At 70.7% G+C, this 18,979-nt stretch carries 16 protein-coding genes and 1 pseudogene; 8 read left to right on the forward strand and 9 right to left on the reverse strand.

The window, feature by feature from the left end; translation table 11 throughout:
- The 3 genes from ACLU3S_RS27350 to ACLU3S_RS27360 all read right to left on the reverse strand — a co-directional run.
- On the reverse strand, positions 1–1,080 hold a 1,080-nt coding region (locus ACLU3S_RS27350; protein ID WP_413954632.1), incomplete at its 3' end, for an ABC transporter permease.
- A gap of 20 nt (positions 1,081–1,100) precedes the next feature.
- Positions 1,101–1,853, reverse strand: a complete 753-nt coding sequence (locus ACLU3S_RS27355) for an ABC transporter ATP-binding protein (RefSeq protein WP_413954618.1) — start codon at positions 1,851–1,853, stop codon at positions 1,101–1,103.
- Complete coding sequence (locus ACLU3S_RS27360; RefSeq protein ID WP_413954619.1) at positions 1,850–2,365, reverse strand: PadR family transcriptional regulator; 516 nt, start codon at positions 2,363–2,365, stop codon at positions 1,850–1,852. Before ACLU3S_RS27360 ends, ACLU3S_RS27355 begins: the two co-directional genes overlap by 4 nt.
- Positions 2,366–2,489: 124 nt before the next feature.
- Here ACLU3S_RS27360 and ACLU3S_RS27365 point away from each other — a divergent pair, with 124 nt between their 5' ends.
- From ACLU3S_RS27365 to ACLU3S_RS27385, 5 genes are all read left to right on the forward strand, one after another.
- Entirely contained in the window at positions 2,490–3,761 is a 1,272-nt protein-coding gene (locus ACLU3S_RS27365; RefSeq protein WP_413954620.1) for an ABC transporter substrate-binding protein, read from the forward strand.
- Between the two features lie 131 nt (positions 3,762–3,892).
- Complete coding sequence (locus ACLU3S_RS27370) at positions 3,893–5,539, forward strand: glycoside hydrolase family 13 protein (protein WP_413954621.1); 1,647 nt, start codon at positions 3,893–3,895, stop codon at positions 5,537–5,539.
- Between the two features lie 38 nt (positions 5,540–5,577).
- Entirely contained in the window at positions 5,578–6,903 is a 1,326-nt protein-coding gene (locus tag ACLU3S_RS27375) for an ABC transporter substrate-binding protein (protein ID WP_413954622.1), read from the forward strand.
- A gap of 8 nt (positions 6,904–6,911) precedes the next feature.
- A complete protein-coding gene (locus ACLU3S_RS27380; RefSeq protein WP_413954623.1) occupies positions 6,912–8,264 on the forward strand; it encodes a carbohydrate ABC transporter permease in 1,353 nt (450 codons plus the stop codon).
- Positions 8,261–9,100, forward strand: coding sequence for a carbohydrate ABC transporter permease (locus ACLU3S_RS27385; RefSeq protein ID WP_413954624.1), 840 nt, complete (start codon positions 8,261–8,263; stop codon positions 9,098–9,100). The genes ACLU3S_RS27380 and ACLU3S_RS27385 overlap by 4 nt, the downstream gene beginning before the upstream one ends.
- A 46-nt stretch (positions 9,101–9,146) precedes the next feature.
- Here the strand turns inward: ACLU3S_RS27385 and ACLU3S_RS27390 are convergent, their stop codons facing one another.
- The 6 genes from ACLU3S_RS27390 to tkt all read right to left on the reverse strand — a co-directional run bounded on the left by ACLU3S_RS27390 (position 9,147) and on the right by tkt (position 16,371).
- Entirely contained in the window at positions 9,147–9,647 is a 501-nt protein-coding gene (locus tag ACLU3S_RS27390) for a lamin tail domain-containing protein (RefSeq protein WP_413954625.1), read from the reverse strand.
- 116 nt (positions 9,648–9,763) lie between these two features.
- Positions 9,764–10,546 (reverse strand): 6-phosphogluconolactonase, encoded by a 783-nt coding sequence (gene pgl / locus ACLU3S_RS27395; RefSeq protein ID WP_413954626.1) that lies wholly within the window; start codon positions 10,544–10,546, stop codon positions 9,764–9,766.
- Positions 10,543–11,595 (reverse strand): glucose-6-phosphate dehydrogenase assembly protein OpcA, encoded by a 1,053-nt coding sequence (opcA, locus tag ACLU3S_RS27400; protein ID WP_413954627.1) that lies wholly within the window; start codon positions 11,593–11,595, stop codon positions 10,543–10,545. Before opcA ends, pgl begins: the two co-directional genes overlap by 4 nt.
- Positions 11,592–13,130, reverse strand: a complete 1,539-nt coding sequence (gene zwf, locus ACLU3S_RS27405) for a glucose-6-phosphate dehydrogenase (protein WP_413954628.1) — start codon at positions 13,128–13,130, stop codon at positions 11,592–11,594. Before zwf ends, opcA begins: the two co-directional genes overlap by 4 nt.
- A gap of 1 nt (position 13,131) precedes the next feature.
- A complete protein-coding gene (gene tal / locus ACLU3S_RS27410) occupies positions 13,132–14,250 on the reverse strand; it encodes a transaldolase (protein ID WP_413954629.1) in 1,119 nt (372 codons plus the stop codon).
- A 33-nt stretch (positions 14,251–14,283) separates the two neighbouring features.
- Positions 14,284–16,371 (reverse strand): transketolase, encoded by a 2,088-nt coding sequence (gene tkt / locus ACLU3S_RS27415; RefSeq protein ID WP_413954630.1) that lies wholly within the window; start codon positions 16,369–16,371, stop codon positions 14,284–14,286.
- 380 nt (positions 16,372–16,751) lie between these two features.
- Between tkt and ACLU3S_RS27420 the strand changes: the two genes are divergently transcribed.
- The 3 genes and pseudogenes from ACLU3S_RS27420 to ACLU3S_RS27430 form a co-directional block, all read left to right on the forward strand.
- On the forward strand, positions 16,752–17,708 hold the full coding sequence (locus tag ACLU3S_RS27420) for a heme o synthase (RefSeq protein ID WP_413954633.1): 957 nt from the start codon (positions 16,752–16,754) through the stop codon (positions 17,706–17,708).
- Positions 17,709–17,798: 90 nt separating this feature from the next.
- A complete protein-coding gene (locus ACLU3S_RS27425) occupies positions 17,799–18,131 on the forward strand; it encodes a hypothetical protein (protein ID WP_413954631.1) in 333 nt (110 codons plus the stop codon).
- A gap of 367 nt (positions 18,132–18,498) precedes the next feature.
- Positions 18,499–18,979, forward strand: a pseudogene (locus tag ACLU3S_RS27430) (amidohydrolase); the annotation flags it as partial.

Genomic DNA, 18,979 nt, shown 5'->3' on the forward strand with positions numbered 1-18,979 from the left:
CCGCCACGCCGCCAGGCCCGTGGTCAGCCCGATGAACAGCACCGCGCCCACGGGCACCACGCACAGCGACACGGCGTGTCCCGGCAGCCCCTGCCACACCCTGACGGCGTCGCCGAGCCGCCCGGGGATCGCGCTGCCCAGCGCGTCGGTGAGCGCCGCCGCGGCGAGGGCGCCGAGCAGCGCGTAGGCGAGATGCTGGAGCAGGAAGATCCGCACCACCTGGCCGGGCGTGAAGCCGATCGCCTTCAGCACCGACAGGTCCCGCAGATGGCCGCGGATGCGGGTGGCGATCGCCCCGTGCACGGCGAACCCGGCGGCGATCAGGGCGCCCAGCCCGAACAGGCCGAGCACCTGGCCCAGCAGTCGGTTGTCGCCCTGTGCGGCGGCGCGCGCCTGCTGCCAGGTGGACACCTCGCCGACCGCGCCGGCGCCCAGCACGGTGACGGCGCGCTGCACCGCGTAGTCGGTGTCGCCAGGGTCGGTGAGGCGCAGCCCGATCACCTGGCCGCGGGGCGCCCGTACCGCGGACGGCAGCGCCCAGATCAGCCCCGGCTGCTCGCCCGGGCTGTAGGTCGGCTCGGCGGTGTCCGCGATGCCCTCGACGGTCAGGGTGCGGGCCGTGCCGGGCAGCGTGAGGGTGTCCCCGGGCTCGGCCAGCAGGGCGCGGGCGAGGCCGCTCTCCAGCACCACACCGTTCGGCTCGGCCGCGTCCAGCCAGTGTCCGGCGGTGAGCAGCGGGCGGCCGATGGAGGGCAGCTTGGGGATGCCGCGCAGTTCCACGGAGGCGCGGGTACCGCGGGAGGAGACGGTGGTGGCCTCGGTCGGGTAGGGGCCGACGACGGACTCGACGCCGTCCAGGTGGGCGAGCTTGCGCGGGTCCGCCGAGGGCACGGTGTGGATCCACACGTGCGCGCCGCGCACCTCGGCGAAGGTCCGCTCCCAGGGGTTGGTGGCGTAGCCGAACAGGGCGGTGGCCAGCAGCAGCGAGGCGACGATGCCGGCCGTGGCCAGCACCAGGAACAGCGCCTCGCCGCGGTGGGTGCGCAGGTCGGAGTGTGCCCAGCGCAGGGTGGCCCGCACGTCCCTGAGATCCAGCACGGTCAGTCCCTCAGCTCCAGCACACCGGAGATGCCGCCGCGCCGGGACGGCGGTGCGCCGTCGAGCACGGCGTCGTCGGCTATCCGGCCGTCGAAGAAGCTGATCACCCGGTCCGCGGCGCTCGCCAGGCGGGCGTCGTGGGTCACGAGGACGATGCTCTGACCGCGCGCGTGGAAGCGGGAGAGCAGCCGCATCACCTCGCGGGTGCCCTTGCTGTCCAGGCTGCCGGCGGGCTCGTCGGCCAGCAGCAGCGGCGGATGGTTGACCAGGGCCCGGGCCAGCGCGACGCGTTGCTGTTCGCCGCCGGACAGCTCGCCCGGCATGCTGCGCTCCTTGCCCTCCAGGCCCAGCTCGGCGAGGAGGGCCTCGCGTTCGGCGCGGGCCTTCTTCGGCGGGGCGCCGGCCAGCAGGGCGGGCAGCTCCACGTTGTCGGCGACGGACAGGTTGGACACCAGGTTGAAGAACTGGAAGACGATCCCGATGGCCTTGCGACGCTCCACCGCCCAGCGCGCCTCGGTGAAGGAGTCGGTGCACCGGCCGTCCAGCCAGATGCTGCCCTGGTCCGGCCGCTGGAGCCCGCCGAGCAGGTGCAGCAGCGTCGACTTCCCGGCGCCGGAGGGGCCGGTGATCGCCACGAACTCGCCGCGGGCCACGCTCAGGTCGACCCCGCGCACGGCGTGCGCGGGCGCGCCCTCGCCGTAGTGGGTCTTCACCAGGCCCTCGGCGCGCAGCAGCGGAGGACGGTCGTCGCTCACTCGAGTTCCTCCAGCTCCTCCTGGCAGCGCTCCAGCCAGTCGAGGTCGGCCTGGAGGTGCAGCATCGCGCCCTCGATCAGCAGGTGGGCGATTCGGTTGTCCCGGTTCTCGGCCGCGGCCAGTTTCGACAGGTTGCGCATGGTGGTGAGGTACTGGCGCCGCTGCTTGTTGATGAGGGCGATCTGGTCGGCGAGACCGGTCTGCGGGGCGAGGGCGAGCTTCATGAAGAACTCGTCCCGCACCCGCGGCTCGTCCTCGGTCTCCTCGAACCAGGCGTGCAGCGCCTCACGCCCGGCGTCGGTGAGGTGGTAGACCTTCTTGTTGGGCCGGCTCGACTGCGCCACGTCCTCGCCCTCGATCAGCCCCGACTTCTCGAGGCGGCCGAGGGTGACGTAGATCTGGCCGACGTTCGGCTGAGGGTACGCGGAGCCCAGCAGTTGCTCAAGGTCCTGCTTCAGCTCATAGCCGTGGGCCGGTCCGCGCGCGAGGAGTGCCAGGAGGGGCAGGCGCACTCGTGCTGTCCTCCTGTCTGCTCAATGTGCTCCAGGCCCTAGTATCGCCCATACCTAACAGGTATACATGGCCTCTGATGCCCGGGCGAGGGTGCCAGCGGTGCCGGTGTACAGGGAGGAACCTATGCGGTGGATGCGCGCCGCCGGTAGGGGCCTTCTCGTTCTCGTCGTGATCATGAGCGGGTACGTCGCCTCCGGCGCGCACGCCGACGAGGGCACGTCCGGCGGTCGCGGCCCGCTGACCCTGGCCACCGCCGGCGATCTCACCGGCTATCTCGGCCCGCTGCTGCAGGGCTGGAACCGCACCCACCCCGGGGAGAAGGTCAAGCTCGTCGAGTTGCCGGACTCCTCCGACGAGACGCACGCGCAGATGACCACCGACCTGCGCGGCGGCGACCGGGGCCGGTTCGACGTCCTCAACATCGACGTCAACTGGACCTCGGAGTTCGCCGCGGCCGGCTGGATCCGCCCGCTGCCCCGCAGCCGCTTCCCGCTGAAGAGCTTCCTGCCGCCGGTCGTGGACACGGCCACGTACGACGGGCGGCTGTACGCGGTCCCGTATGTGACGAATGCCGGACTCCTCCTGTACCGCAAGGACATCCTCGCCAAGGAGGGCGTGCCGCCGCCGCGCACCTGGGCCGAGTTGGAGCACGACGCGAAGACCATCGCGCCCAAGTACGGACTCGGCGGCTACGCGGGCCAGTTCCTGCCCTACGAGGGCCTGACCGTGAACGCGGCCGAGGCCGTCTACTCCGCGGGCGGCACCATCCTCGGCGGCGAGGGCAAGCGGGTCACCGTCGACTCCGCCGCCGCACGCGAGGGCATCGGGTTCCTCGCCCGCGGCATCCGCGAGGGCTGGATCCCCAAACAGGCGCTGACGTACAAGGAGGAGGAGTCCAAACAGGCGTTCCAGGACGGCAAGCTGCTCTTCCTGCGCAACTGGCCCTACGCCTACGCCGTCGCCTCCGCGCCGGGCTCCAAGGTCGCCGGGAAGATCGGCGCCGTGCCGCTGCCCGGTCCGGACGGTCCGGGGACGAGCGTCCTCGGCGGCTCCAACCTCGCCGTCAACACCCATGCCCGGCACCCGGACTCCGCCGCGCGCCTGATCGCCTACCTCACCAGCGAGCGCGTCCAGCGCGAGGTGCTCACCCGGGGCGCGCTGCCCCCCGTGCGCGCCGCGCTGTACGAAGACCCCTCGCTCATCCGGCAGTTCCCCTATCTGCCGACCCTGCGCACCGCCGTGATCACCGCCAGGCCGCGCCCCAAGAGCGCACACTACGACCAGGTCAGCCTGGCCGTGCAGGCCATCGTGTACGACGCCCTGAACGGCCGCGAGACGCCCGGGCAGGCCATGCGCCGGCTGGCACGAGAACTCGACGCCATCGCCCGTCGATAGTTACTTGTTAAGTAACGCCACCATCACGACTGTGTTCGTCGTGCTAGGAAATGCCCCTATTTGACACGCCAACTGCCCGGTAGCTTCCGTTCATTTCATTGACACCCTCGCGCAGCCGCTACCTAACATGCATGCATAACAGCCCCGCTTTCAGAGACAGGTCCACAGGGTTGAACAGGCATCATTGGTGGCGCGACGCGGTGATCTACCAGGTGTACGTCCGCAGCTTCCTCGACAGCACCGGCGACGGCATCGGCGATCTCGCCGGGGTCCGCGCCGGACTGCCGTACCTGAAGAAGCTCGGCGTCGACGGCATCTGGCTGAGCCCGTTCTACCCCTCGCCGCAGCACGACCACGGCTACGACGTGGCCGACTACTGCGACGTGGACCCGCTCTTCGGCGACCTCGCCGAGTTCGACCTGCTGATGGCGGCCGCCGGACGGCTCGGCATCAAGGTGCTGCTCGACATCGTCCCCAACCACTGCTCCAGCGAGCACCCCTGGTTCCGCGAGGCTCTGGACAGCGCACCCGGCAGCCCGGCCCGGGCCCGCTTCCACTTCGCCGACGGCCGCGGTCCGGACGGCGCCGAGCCGCCCAACAACTGGCACGCCATGTTCGGCGGCCCGGCCTGGACCCGAGTCGGCGACGGCCAGTGGTACCTGCACATGTTCACGCCCGAGCAGCCCGACTGGAACTGGCGCAACCCCGAGATCGGCGCGGAGTTCGACCGCGTCCTGCGATTCTGGCTGGACCGCGGCGTGGACGGCTTCCGCATCGACGTCGCCGCCGGACTGTTCAAGCACCCGGAGCTGCCCGACTCCGACGACCCCGAGGCCGACGCCCGCACCCGCGACTCGGTCAACCCGCTGGCCTGGAACCAGCCCGAGGTGCACGAGGTGTGGCGGCGGTGGCGCGCGATCTGCGAGGAGTACCAGGAGCGCGACGGCCGTGAACGCCTCCTGGTCGGCGAGGTCTCCGTGCCCACCGCCCGCGAACACGCCCGGTACGTCCGCGCCGACGAACTCCACCAGGCCTTCTTCTTCGACCTGCTGGGCGCGCCGTGGGACGCGGACGCCTTCCGCAAGGTCATCTCCGAGGCCATGCAGGACATCGCCGGCACCGGCTCCACGGTCACCTGGGTCCTCAACAACCACGACCAGGTCCGCACCGTCACCCGCTACGGCGGACCCGCCACCGAGGGCAGCGGCCTCGGCGCCGCCCGCGCCCGGGCCGCCGCGCTGCTGATGCTGGCACTGCCCGGAGCCGCGTACATCTACCAGGGCGAGGAACTGGGCCTGCCCGAGGTCGTCGACCTGCCCGACGACGTGCTCACCGACCCGATATTCCGCCGCACGGGAAGCCGCGCCCGCATCCGCGACGGCTGCCGGGTGCCGCTGCCCTGGTCCGGGCAGGCCTCCCCGTTCGGCTTCACCTCCGGCGCGGAGGGCGCCAAGCCCTGGCTGCCGCAGCCGGAGTACTTCGCCGAGTACGCCACCGACCGGGCCCTCGCCGACACCCGTTCCTTCTGGCACCTGTACCGCGACGGCCTCCAACTGCGCTCGTCCCTGCCCCAGTTGGGCGAGGGAACGCTGCGCTGGCTGGACACCCCACCGGGCGTCCTCGCCTTCACCCGCGGCGACGGCCTGGTCTGCGCCGTCAACTTCGGCACCGCACCCGTGCCCGCGCCGGTCTCCGGCACCCCCCTGCTGTCCAGCGGCCCCGTCCCGCCCGGCGTCCTGCCCGGCTCGACCGCCGCCTGGTGGATCAACGACCTCTGAACCTCCCGCACTCACCAGCACTCGAAGGGACATCAACGATGATGCGACGACGCACCACCCTGCTCACCGGCTGCACCGCGCTCGCCCTCGCCCTGGGCGCCACCGCCTGCGGCGGCGGCCCCGTCTCGGCCGGCGGCGGCGACAAGCCGCTCAGCGGCCAGACCGTCACCGTGGCCGGCGTCTGGTCCGGCAGCGAGCAGCAGAACTTCCAGAAGGTGCTGGACGCCTTCACCGCGAAGACCGGCGCCAAGACCCAGTTCGTCTCCACCGGCGACAACGTCTCCACCGTCGTCGGCAGCAAGATCGAGGGCGGCAACGCGCCCGACGTCGTGATGGTCCCGCAGGTCGGCGTACTTCAGCAGTTCGCCAAGAAGGGCTGGCTGAAGCCGCTGTCGCCGACGGCGCAGGCGACGATCACCGCCGACTACGCGAACGTGTGGAAGAACTACGGCAGCGTCGACGGCACCCTCTACGGCCTCTACTTCAAGGCCGCGCACAAGTCCACCGTCTGGTACAGCCCCGACGCCCTCGCCCAGGCCGGGGTCAAGCCGCCGAAGACGTACGACGAGATGCTGAAGGACGGGCACACCGTCTCCGACTCCGGGCTCGCGGCGTTCGCCGTCGGCGGCGAGGACGGCTGGACCCTCACGGACTGGTTCGAGAACATCTACCTCTCGCAGGCCGGACCCGAGAAGTACGACGCCCTCGCCGCCCACAAGCTGAAGTGGACCGACCCGAGCGTCGTCAAGGCCCTCACCACGCTCGGCAAGCTGTTCAAGGACAAGCAGCTGATCGCGGGCGGCCAGAAGGAGGCCCTGAACACCGACTTCCCCGGCTCGGTGGAGAAGGTCTTCGGGCCCAAGCCCGAGGCCGGCATGGTCTACGAGGGCGACTTCGTCGCCGGGGTCGCGCACGACCAGTTCAAGAAGACCATCGGCAAGGACGCGAACTTCTTCCCCTTCCCCGCGGTCGACGGCGGAGCGGCGCCCGTCGTCAGCGGCGGTGACGCGGCCGTCGTCCTCAAGGCCGGCAAGAACGCCAAGGCCGGCATGAAGCTCCTGGAGTACCTGGCCACCCCGGAGGCGGCGGCCATCTGGGCGAAGGCGGGCGGCTTCCTGTCTCCGAACAAGAAGCTGGACTTCGCCAGTTACGGCGACGACGTCACCCGCGCCACCGCCAAGTCCCTCATCGCGGCGGGCGACACGGTCCGCTTCGACATGTCCGACCAGGCCCCCGCGGCCTTCGGCGGCACCAAGGGCGCCGGCGAGTGGAAGCTGCTCCAGGACTTCCTGCGCGACCCCTCCGACCCCAAGGGCACCGCGGCCAAGCTGGAAGCGGCCGCGGCCAAGGCCTACCAGAACTGAGCGGAGCCATGACCGCCACCGCACTCGTGAAGGAGCAGGCGGGCCAGCGGGCCGCCGGCGTGGCGCGCGGGCGCCGCGGCCGGCGGCGCGCCCGGCTGATCGCCCTGCTCTTCGTCTTCCCCGCCCTGCTCCTGCTCGGCGCACTCGTCGTCTACCCGGTGCTGTTCTCCGTCGGCCGCAGCTTCTTCGACGCCTCCGGCACCCGGTTCGTCGGCGGTGACAACTACACCGAGATGTTCCGCGACCCGGCCACCCTGAAGGCCATCCGCAACACCGCCATCTGGGTGGTCGTGGCCCCCGCCCTGCTGACCGGCCTCGGCCTGATCCTGGCCGTGCTGGTGGAGAAGGTCCGCTGGGCCACCGCCTTCAAGCTGCTGCTGTTCATGCCGATGGCGGTGTCCTTCCTGGCCGCGGGCATCATCTTCCGCCTCGCCTACGACCAGGACCCGCACAAGGGCGTGCTGAACGCCGCCGTGGTCTCCGTCCACGACGCCTTCAAGGGCACATCGGCGTATCCCACGGCACGCGGCCGCGAGGGACTGCTGACCCAGGACCACGACGGCTCCTGGCGTACGACCGCCTCGACGGGCGACTCGGTCGCGCTCCCCATGGTCGGCGTGCTGCCCAAGGACCTGCCCCGGAGCGCCTCGCCCGCCTACCCGGCGGCCGGCCGGAAGGCCACGCCCGGCGAGCTGCGGGGCGTCGTCTACCTGGACTTCACCCCGGGCGGCGGCGGCAAGCAGGGCGAGGTGGACCCGAAGGAGAGCGGCCTGCCCGGAATGAAGGTCGAGGCGGTGCGGGACGGCGCGACGGTCGCGAGCGCGACGACCGCGGCCGACGGGTCCTTCCGCTTCTCCGGGCTGCGCGCCGGCGCGTACACGGTGAAGCTCCCGGAGTCCAACTTCGCCCAGCCCTACCAGGGAGTCTCCTGGCTCGGGCCGGCCCTGGTCACCCCGGCGATCATCGGCGCGTACCTGTGGATCTGGACGGGCTTCGCGATGGTGCTGATCGGCGCGGGCCTGTCCACGCTGCCCCGGGACGCGCTGGAGGCGGCCCGGATGGACGGGGCCAACGAGTGGCAGATCTTCCGCAGGATCACCGTGCCGCTGCTCGCGCCGGTGCTGACGGTCGTCTTCGTCACCCTCGTGATCAACGTGATGAAGGTCTTCGACCTCGTCTACATCATCGCGCCCGGACCGGTGCAGGAGGACGCCACCGTCCTCGCGACCCAGATGTGGCTCGTGTCCTTCGGCGGCGGCAACAACCAGGGCCTCGGCAGCGCCCTGGGCGTCCTGCTCCTGCTTCTCGTCGTCCCCGCGATGGTGTTCAACGTCCGCCGCTTCCGAAGGAGTCAGCGATGAACGCGATCAGGCGGAGCCTGGGCAACGGCCTGGTGCAGGCCTTCCTGGTGGTGATCGGCCTGGTCTGGCTCACCCCGCTCGCCGGCCTGTTCCTCTCCTCCCTGCGCTCGGCGCAGGACACCGCGAAGGGCGGCTGGTGGACGGCGCTGGCGAGCCCCGGGCAGCTGTCCTTCGACAACTACTCGGCGCTGCTCAAGAACTCCGGCATGATGCAGTCCTTCTGGAACACGGTGCTGATCTCGGTGCCCGCCACCACGCTCGTCGTGGTCATCGCCGCCCTCGCCGGATACGCCTTCGCCTGGCTGGACTTCCCCCTGCGGGAACCCCTCTTCCTGCTGGTGGTGGCCCTGTTGGTGGTGCCGGTGCAGATCGGCCTGCTGCCGGTGGCCAAACTCTTCGGCGCACTGGGCCTGTTCGGCACGATCCCCGGCGTCGTCCTCTTCCACGTGGCCTACGGCCTGCCGTTCGCCGTGTTCCTCCTGCGCAACTACTTCGCCGAGATCCCGAAGGAGATGCTGGAGGCGGCCCGCATGGACGGCGGCACCGAGTGGCGCATCTTCGTCCAGCTGGTCCTGCCGGTGGGCCGGCCCGCGATCGCCTCGCTCGCCATCTTCCAGTTCCTGTGGGTCTGGAACGACATGCTGGTGGCCCTGCTCTTCGCGGACAGCTCCTCCCAGCCGCTGACCGTGGAACTCCAGTCCCAGATACGCCAGTTCGGCAGCAACATCGACGTCCTGGCCCCGGGCGCGTTCCTGTCCCTGATCGTGCCGGTCGTGGTGTTCTTCGCCTTCCAGCGGCACTTCGTACAGGGCGTGATGGCGGGCTCGGTCAAGTGACCCCACGGGCAAGGGCACGGAGGCGGCCGCCTCCGTGCCCTTGTGCTCAGCCGTGGAAGGTGATGTACCCGTTGCCGTCCCGGTCGTCGTGGGACTTGGTGTAGGCGTGGGTGTCCGCGTGGGCGCCGGAGGGCTTGTAGAGGCGGATCGTGTCCTTGTCGTTGTTCCAGATGAAGTTGCAGTTCTGGCGGTAGACGACGTTGTTCGCGTCCGAGTCGGTGCCCTTGCCGCCGCGCAGCTTCACGTAGTCGCCGGGCTGGAGGTAGTGGTTGTGCGTGAAGGTGAACTTGTTGGTGCTGGTGGAGTCCCGGACCACGTAGCCCTTGAGGTTCACCGTCGCGGTGTGCGAGTAGTTCTTGATCGTCACGTACTCGCTCTTGGTGTTGCCCGTGGTGCAGCTGTTGGAGTCCCGCCCCGGAGCGTCGTACTGGACGCCCTTGATCTTCAGGGCGGAGGAGTACTCGGTGGCCTGGGCCGGGGCCGCGACGACGACGGCGGCGAGCGTCCCGGCCGTCACAACGGCGGCCGACGCGAAGCGTATACGCATGAGGTCCCCCCTCAGTGGTGCGAATGATGCGCCCAGGAGCTTACACAGAAGTTGACCGATGCATGGAAATCCGGTGCAGAAACTGTGAAGCCCGCGTGAGGGGGGACCTCAGTGGTTCACGGCGAAGCCGGTGGATACAGCGACCGCGGCAACTGCGAGGCCGCCGCCGCGTCAAGCAGCCACAGGGTGCGGGAGCGGCCGTGCGCGCCGGCCGCCGGGGCCTGGATCTCACCCGCGCCCGACAGGGCGATGGCCGCGGCCTCCGCCTTGTCCTCGCCGGCCGCGAGGAGCCAGACCTCGCGGGCCGAGCGGATCGCCGGCAGAGTCAGGGTGATCCGGGTCGGCGGCGGCTTGGGGGCGCCGTGCACGCCCACCACCGTGCGCTCGGTCTCCCGCACGGCCGGCAACTCCGGGAAGAGCGAGGCCACATGGGTGTCCGGGCCGACGCCCAGCATCAGGACGTCGAAGGTGGGCACCGAGCCGTGGTTCTCCGGCCCGGCCGCCTTCGCCAGTTCCGCCGCGTACGCCTCGGCCGCCGCATCGACGTCCGCGCCGTACGGGCCGTCGGAGGCCGGCATGGCGTGCACCCGCTCCGGGTCCAGCGGCACGGAGTCCAGCAGCGCCTCGCGGGCCTGGGTGACATTGCGTTCCGGGTCGCCCTCGGGGAGATAGCGCTCGTCGCCCCACCACAGGTCGAGGCGGCCCCAGTCGACGGCGTCCCGGGCCGGCGCCGCCGCCAGCGCGGCAAGCAGGCCGTTGCCGTTGCGGCCGCCCGTGAGGACCACGGACGCGGTGCCCCGGGAGGCCTGCGCGTCCACGATCTTCGTGATCAGGCGCGCCGCGGCGGCCTGGGCCATCAGTTCCTTGTCACGGTGGACGACCAGCTGCGGAGTGCTCACTTCGCCGCCGCCTTCCTCGCCGGGGTCTTCTTCGCGGTCCTGGCCGCCGCCTTCTTCGCGGGCGCCTTGGCCGCCTCCTCCACCGGTTCCGGCTCCGCGACCGCCGCGGGCTGCTGCTCCGGAGCCGGGTTCAGCCGCTCCACGCCGTAGCGCAGCGCCGCCGCGTAGGTGTCGTCGGGGTCCAGCCGGCGCAGCTCCTCCGCGATCAGCTCGGCGGTCTCGCGGCGCTTCAGCGCCACCGCGCGGTCCGGCTGGCCCTCGATGGACAAGGTGGCCAGCGAGCCGTCCGCCCGGTCCAGGGTGATCGGGCCGCAACTGGTGTCCATGCGGACCGCCGTCAGACCCGGTCCGGACGACAGCGAGCGCCGCACCGGCACCTGAAGCCGGTCCGCGAGCCACATCGCCAGCAGCTCGCAGCTCGGGTTGAACTCCTCGCCCTCCACCTCGACGGCCGTCACCTCGCAGGTGACCTGGTCGAGGGCCGCCGCCAGCATCGAGCGCCACGGCGTGATCCGCGTCCAGGACAGGTCGGTGTCGCCGGGCGTGTAGTTCGCCGCGCGGGCCGACAGCTCCCGCACCGGCTGCTCGGCGGCATAGGTGTCCGTGACCCGGCGCTGGGCCAGGGCGCCCAGCGGGTCCCTGGCCGGGTCCAGCGGCGCGTTCACCGGCCACCACACGACCACCGGCGCGTCCGGCAGCAGCAGCGGCAGCACGACGGAGTCGGCGTGCTCGACGACCTCGCCGTACAGCCGCAGCACCACCGTCTCGCCGGTGCCCGCGTCCGCCCCCACCCGCACCTCGGCGTCCAGCCGGGAGGAGGTGCGGTCGCGCAGGCTGCGGGAGACCCGCCTGATGACCACGAGCGTGCGCGAGGGATGCTCGCGCGAGGCGTCGCTGGCGGCCTTCAGGGAGTCGTAGGCGTTCTCCTCGTCGGTGACGATGACGAGGGTGAGGACCATGCCGACGGCGGGCGTGCCGATGGCGCGGCGGCCCTCGACGAGCGCCTTGTTGATGTCGCCGGCGGTGGTGTCGGTCAGGTCTATCTTCATGGCCGGCGCCAGCTCCGTCCGTCTCGTGCGAGCATCTCGTCCGCCTCGGCCGGCCCCCAGGTGCCCGACTTGTACTGCGCGGGCCTGCCGTGCCTGTCCCAGTACTCCTCGATCGGGTCGAGGATCTTCCAGGACAGCTCGACCTCCTCGGTGCGCGGGAAGAGGTTGGCGTCGCCGAGCAGCACGTCCAGGATGAGCCGCTCGTACGCCTCCGGGCTCGACTCCGTGAACGACTCGCCGTAGGCGAAGTCCATCGACACGTCCCGGATCTCCATCGAGGTGCCGGGCACCTTGGAGCCGAAGCGGACCGTGATGCCCTCGTCCGGCTGGACGCGGATGACGACCGCGTTCTGGCCCAGCTCCTCCGTCGCCGTGTGGTCGAAGGGGGAGTGGGGGGCGCGCTGGAAGACGACCGCGATCTCGGTCACGCGGCGGCCCAGGCGCTTGCCGGTGCGCAGGTAGAAGGGGACGCCCGCCCAGCGGCGGTTGTCGATGCCGAGCTTGATCGCCGCGTACGTGTCGGTCTTCGACTTCGGGTCGATGCCCTCCTCTTCGAGGTAGCCGACGACCTTCTCGCCGCCCTGCCAGCCGGCCGCGTACTGCCCGCGCACGGTGTGCCGGCCCAGGTCCTTGGGCAGCCGTACCGCGCCCAGCACCTTCTCCTTCTCCGCGGCCAGCGCGTCCGCGCCGAAGGAGGCGGGCTCCTCCATGGCGGTGAGCGCCATCAGCTGGAGCAGGTGGTTCTGGATGACGTCGCGGGCGGCGCCGATGCCGTCGTAGTAGCCGGCCCGGCCGCCGATGCCGATGTCCTCCGCCATGGTGATCTGCACGTGGTCCACGAAGGACCGGTTCCAGATCGGCTCGAACATCTGGTTGGCGAAGCGCAGCGCCAGGATGTTCTGGACGGTCTCCTTGCCGAGGTAGTGGTCGATCCGGAACACCTGGTCCGGTTCGAACACCTCGTGCACGATCGCGTTCAGCTCCTCGGCCGACTTCAGGTCGTGCCCGAACGGCTTCTCGATGACCGCGCGCCGCCAGGAGCCCGCGGTCTGATCGGCGAGCCCGTGCTTCTTGAGCTGCTGGATGACGACGGGGAAGGAGCGCGGCGGCACCGACAGGTAGAAGGCGAAGTTGCCGCCCGTGCCCTGCGCCTTGTCCAACTCCTCGATCGTGGAGCGCAGCCGCTCGAACGCGTCGTCGTCGTCGAAGGTGCCCTGGACGAAGCGCATCCCCTGGATGAGCTGCTGCCAGACCTCCTCGCGGAACGGCGTACGGGCGTGCGCCTTGACGGCGTCGTGGACCTCGGCGGCGAAGTCCTCGTGCGCCCATTCGCGGCGGGCGAAGCCCACCAGCGAGAAGCCCGGCGGCAGCAGACCCCGGTTGGCGAGGTCGTACACCGCGGGCATCAGCTTCTTGCGCGACAGGTCGCCCGTGACGCCGAAGATGACCAGGCCCGACGGCCCCGCGATGCGCGGGAGCCGCCGGTCGGCCGGGTCACGAAGCGGGTTCGCTCCGGAACCGGAAACGGGTGACAACTCAGCCCTCCGAAGGGGCGAGGCGCTCGAGCTCCGCCTGGGTCGACTTCAGCAGGTCGTTCCAGGACGCCGCGAACTTCTCCACGCCCTCGTCCTCCAGCACCTGCACGACGTCGTCGTAGGAGATGCCGAGCTTCTCCAGCGCGTCCAGGTCGGCGCGGGCCTGCTCGTACGTACCGGTGACGGCGTCGCCGCGGATCTCCCCGTGGTCGTCGACCGCCTCCAGCGTGGCCTCCGGCATGGTGTTGACCGTGTTCGGCGCCACCAGCTCCTCGACGTACATGGTGTCCTTGTACGACGGGTCCTTCACACCGGTGGAGGCCCACAGCGGGCGCTGCTTGCGGGCGCCCGCCTTCTCCAGCGCGCTCCAGCGGTCGGAGGAGAAGACCTCCTCGTACGCCTGGTAGGCGAGGCGCGCGTTGGCGATGCCGGCCCTGCCGCGCAGCGCCTTGGCCTCGTCGGTGCCCAGCTCGTCGATCCGGCGGTCGATCTCGGTGTCCACGCGGGACACGAAGAAGGACGCCACCGACCGGATCAGCGACAGGTCCAGGCCGCGCTCCTTCGCCTTCTCCAGGCCGGACAGGTAGGCGTCCATGACCGCGCGGTAGCGCTCGAGGGAGAAGATCAGGGTGACGTTGACGCTGATGCCGAGCCCGGTGACCTCGGTGATCGCCGGGAGACCCGCCTTGGTGGCCGGGATCTTGATCAGCGTGTTGGGGCGGTCCACCAGCCAGGCCAGCTGCTTGGCCTCGGCGACGGTCGCCCTGGTGTTGTGCGCGAGGCGCGGGTCGACCTCGATGGAGACCCGGCCGTCCTGGCCGTCGGTGGCGTCGAAGACCGGGCGCAGGATGTCGGCGGCGTCGCGGACGTCCGCCGTGGTGATCATGCGGATGGCCTCTTCCACGGTGACCTTGCGGGCGGCGAGGTCCGAGACCTGCTGGGTGTAGCCGTCGCCCTGCGAGATCGCCTTCTGGAAGATCGTCGGGTTGGTGGTGACGCCCACGACGTGCTGCTGGTCGATCAGCTCGGCGAGGTTGCCGGACGTGATCCGCTTGCGCGACAGGTCGTCCAGCCAGATCGCGACGCCTTCGTCGGAGAGGCGCTTGAGTGCGTCTGTCATGGAATTACATCTCCTACGTGTCGTATATGAGCGTCAGCGCTGGGCGGCGGCGATGGATTCCCGGGCCTTGGCGGCCACGTTCTCGGCGGTGAAACCGAACTCCCGGAAGAGCACCTTGCCGTCGGCGGAAGCACCGAAGTGCTCCAGCGAAACGATGCGGCCGGCGTCCCCGACGTACTTGTGCCAGGTCAGACCGACGCCCGCCTCCACAGAGACCCTTGCCTTCACGGACGGCGGCAGCACGGAGTCCCGGTACCCCTGGTCCTGCTGCTCGAACCACTCGACCGACGGCATGGACACCACGCGGGTGGGAATCCCCTCGGCCTGCAGCTGCTCGCGCGCCTCGACGGCCACGTGCACCTCGGAACCGGTGGCGATCAGGATGACCTGCGGCTCACCGCCCTCGGCCTCGAACAGGACGTAACCGCCCTTCGCCGCGTCCTCGTTGGGCTCGTACACCGGCACGCCCTGGCGGGTGAGCGCGAGGCCGTGCGGCTGGCCCTTGCCGAACTCCTTGGTGTAGCGCCTGAGGATCTCGCGCCAGGCGGTCGCGGTCTCGTTGGCGTCCGCCGGGCGGACGATGTTCAGGCCCGGGATCGCCCGCAGCGAGGCCAGGTGCTCGACCGGCTGGTGGGTGGGGCCGTCCTCGCCGAGGCCGATGGAGTCGTGCGTCCACACGTACGTCACCGGCAGGTGCATCAGGGCCGCCAGGCGCACGGCGTTGCGCATGTAGTCGGAGAAGACCAGGAAGGTGCCGCCGTAGACGCGGGTGTTGCCGTGCAGCGTGATGCCGTTCAGCTCCGCGCCCATGGCGTGCTCGCGGATGCCGAAGTGGATCGTGCGGCCGTACGGGTTGGCCTCGGGCAGCGGGTTGTCCGCGGGGAGGAAGGAGCTGTCCTTGTCGATGGTGGTGTTGTTCGAGCCGGCGAGGTCGGCGGAGCCGCCCCACAGCTCGGGGATGACCGCGCCGAGCGCCTGCAGCACCTTGCCGGACGCGGCCCGCGTGGCGACGGACTTGCCCGGCTCGAACACCGGGAGCTTCTCCTCCCAGCCGGTGGGCAGCTCACCCTTGCTGATGCGGTCGAACTCCGCGGCACGCTCCGGGTTGTTGTCCCGCCACACCTGGAGGGACTTCTCCCATTCGGTCTTCGCCTGGGCGCCGCGCTCCAGGGCCCGCCGGGTGTGGGCGATCACCTCGTCCTCGACCTGGAAGTGCTTGTCCGGGTCGAAGCCGAGGACGCGCTTGGTGGCCGCGACCTCGTCCTCGCCGAGCGCCGAGCCGTGCGCGGCCTCGGTGTTCTGCGCGTTCGGGGCCGGCCAGGCGATGATCGAGCGCATCGCGATAAAGGACGGGCGGTCGGTGACCCGCTTGGCCTCCTGGATAGCGGCGAAGATCGCGTGCGGGTCCAGGTCGCCGTTCTCCTTGGGCTCCACCCGCTGCACGTGCCAGCCGTAGGCCTCGTAGCGCTTGACGGTGTCCTCGGAGACGGCGGTCTCGGTGTCGCCCTCGATCGAGATGTGGTTGTCGTCCCACAGCAGGATCAGGTTGCCGAGCCTCTGGTGGCCGGCCAGCGACGACGCCTCGGCGGAGATGCCCTCCTGCAGGCAGCCGTCACCGGCGATGCAGTAGACGAAGTGGTCGAAGGGCGACTCGCCCTGCGGCGCGTCCGGGTCGAACAGGCCGCGCTCGTAGCGGGCCGCCATCGCCATGCCCACCGCGTTGCCCACACCCTGGCCCAGCGGACCGGTGGTGGTCTCCACACCCTTGGTGTGCCCGTACTCCGGGTGGCCCGGGGTCTTCGAACCCCAGGTGCGGAAGGACTTCAGGTCCTCCAGCTCCAGGCCGAAGCCGGCCAGGTAGAGCTGCGTGTAGAGGGTCAGGGACGAGTGGCCGGCGGACAGCACGAAGCGGTCGCGCCCGATCCACTCCGGGTCGGCCGGGTCGTGCCGCATCACCTTCTGGAAGAGGGTGTAGGCGGCCGGGGCCAGGCTCATCGCCGTACCGGGATGGCCGTTGCCGACCTTCTGTACGGCGTCGGCGGCCAGGACACGGGCGGTGTCCACGGCCCGCTCATCCAGCTCGGTCCACTCAAGGTCTGTGGTGGTCGGCTTGGTGCTCACCCTGGGTCAGGGCTCCTCTCCACATGTCGGTCGCCGGTCTTCGGGGCGTACGCCCACCGGGCGCCGGCGCACTGGTCGCCCGCCGGCCGTCGCTGAGCCTACCCCTGTAAGTACGTGCGTTTTTTCGAGTGTTTCCAGACTGCCGGGACTCCGCGCGATCCGCCTCCCGACTGGCCGACACGGCATTTGGCACATGAATACGGAGCTGCTCATACGACTGCTCAATCGAGGGGCACGGGATCTCGTACGAGCCGTTCGCCAACACGACCCGACCCCCGCGAAGGCCGGGGTATGGGCAACGTCTAAAGTGGCGTGGTACGCGCGAGCCACCTTCACCGGGACTACACACGGAGAGGCTCGCTGGGATGTCTCTGTCAGGGGTGTGCGTGACGGCCGTCGAATCCCGTCCAGCGGGCTCGCTCGGTGGTGCGAGCCAGCGCCCGGTTCACCGGCCGTTCGGGGCCCGTGCCAAGGCGTTCGTGGCTCTGACCAAGCCGCGGATCATCGAGTTGCTGCTCATCACCACCGTTCCGGTGATGTTCCTGGCGCAGCAGGGCGTGCCGGACCTGAAGCTGGTGCTGCTCACCTGCGTCGGCGGCTACCTCTCCGCGGGCGGCGCCAACGCGCTGAACATGTACATCGACCGGGACATCGACGCCCTGATGGACCGCACGGCGCAGCGGCCGCTGGTGACCGGCATGGTCAGCCCCCGCGAGTGCCTCGCCTTCGGCATCACGCTCGCCGTCGTCTCGACGCTGCTGTTCGGGCTCACCGTCAACTGGCTGAGCGCCTGGCTGTCACTCGGAGCGCTCCTTTTCTACGTGGTCGTCTACACGATGATCCTCAAGCGGCGCACGTCGCAGAACATCGTGTGGGGCGGCATCGCCGGCTGCCTGCCGGTGCTCATCGGCTGGTCCTCGGTCACGAACTCGATGTCCTGGGCGCCGATCATCCTCTTCCTCGTCATGTTCTTCTGGACGCCGCCGCACTACTGGCCGCTGTCCATGAAGGTCAGGGAGGACTACGCGCGCGTGGGCGTGCCGATGCTCCCGGTCATCGCGTCCAACAAGGTCGTCGCCCGCCAGATCGTCATCTACAGCTGGGTGATGGTCCTGGTCTCCCTGCTCCTGACGCCCCTCGGCTACACGGGCTGGTTCTACACGGTGGTCGCGCTCGCGGCCGGCGGCTTCTGGCTGTGGGAGGCGCACGGGCTGCAGAACCGCGCGAAGGCCGAGGTGATGGGCGCGAAACTGAAGGAGATGCGGCTGTTCCACTGGTCCATCACCTACGTGTCGATCCTGTTCGTCGCCGTCGCGGTGGACCCCTTCCTGCGCTGACGGCCGTTCCACCCGACGGGAGGGGTGCGTGGTCAAGGCCACGCACCCCTCCCGTCGCCGTTCGATCTACCCGTCGGTAGCATCCTGGCCATGGCAGACACGCAGCAGGTTGACGCGAGGGCCGAGCGCAAGGCGGCCAAGCTCGCCCGGGAGATCAGCGCCTTCTCCAAGGCGCACGGCGGGGCCGAGGGCCACGTGGCCTACATCGGGGAGCGCGGCGCCCGCATCGTCCTCGTCGGCGCGGACGGCGGCTGGGGCGACCTGGTGGCCCCCACCTGCGCCATCGCCGAGCAGGCGGTGGAGAAGTCCGGCATCACCGTCCACGAGTCCTTCGACGGCGAGTTCGCGGCGAAGGTGAAGACGGGGCCGTACGAGTGGCAGCGGATGGCAGGGATCCAGCTGGGCGGCCCGGCCAACGGCTGAGCGCGTGGGGCGCGGGGGCTCGGGGAATGGCTGAGCGCGTACGGCGCCGGGCGCGGGGGCTCGGGGCTCGGGAACGGTTGAGCGCGTAGGGCGCGGCGGTCCGGCCAATGGCTCAGCGCGTGGGGCTCGGGGAACGGCTGAGCACGAAGGGCGCCGGGCGCGGGAAATGGCTGGGCGCGTACGGCGCCGGGGGGGAACGGCGGTCGCGTACGGCGCGGCGGCTCGGGGAACGGTACGCGGTGCGCGACCGAGGACACCGCCCGCGGTCGCCGCATCACCGGTCTCTCCGGGCTCATCCGCGACCTCGCACCCGGTTCACCCGTTAGGACGGGTAAGGCAGCACAGCGCGTCCGCACGGGGGAGCCCGATGATCGAAACGCCGTCCCTCGTGGACCAGTACTGCCACGGCGTCCTGCGGACGGAGCTGGGCCTCGGCACCTTCGAGGCCCAGCTGGCCCGCACCGAGGGACCGCCGGCGTCGGGCACCACCCTCTTCGACACCCAGACGGGCTTCGCCGTACGGCGCTGGTGCCCACCCCTGCTCGGCCTCGAACCGCACTGCTCACCCGCCCTCTATCTGGCCCGGCGCCGGGAACTGGGCGCCCCGGAGGCGGCCCGTCGGCTGCTGCGCGGCAGCGGCATCACCACCTACCTCGTGGACACCGGGCTGCCCGGCGACCTCACCGGCCCCCCGGAGCTGGCCTCGGCGGCCGACGCCGAGGCGCGTGAGATCGTCCGGCTGGAGCAGCTGGCGGAGCAGGTCGCCGACACCTCCGGCACCGTCGAGTCCTTCCTCGCCAACCTCGCCGAGTCGGTGCACGGCGCCGCCGCCCACGCCGTCGCCTTCA

It is taken from the genome of Streptomyces sp. AF1A (genome assembly GCF_047340315.1).
Classification (GTDB): Bacteria; Actinomycetota; Actinomycetes; order Streptomycetales; family Streptomycetaceae; genus Streptomyces.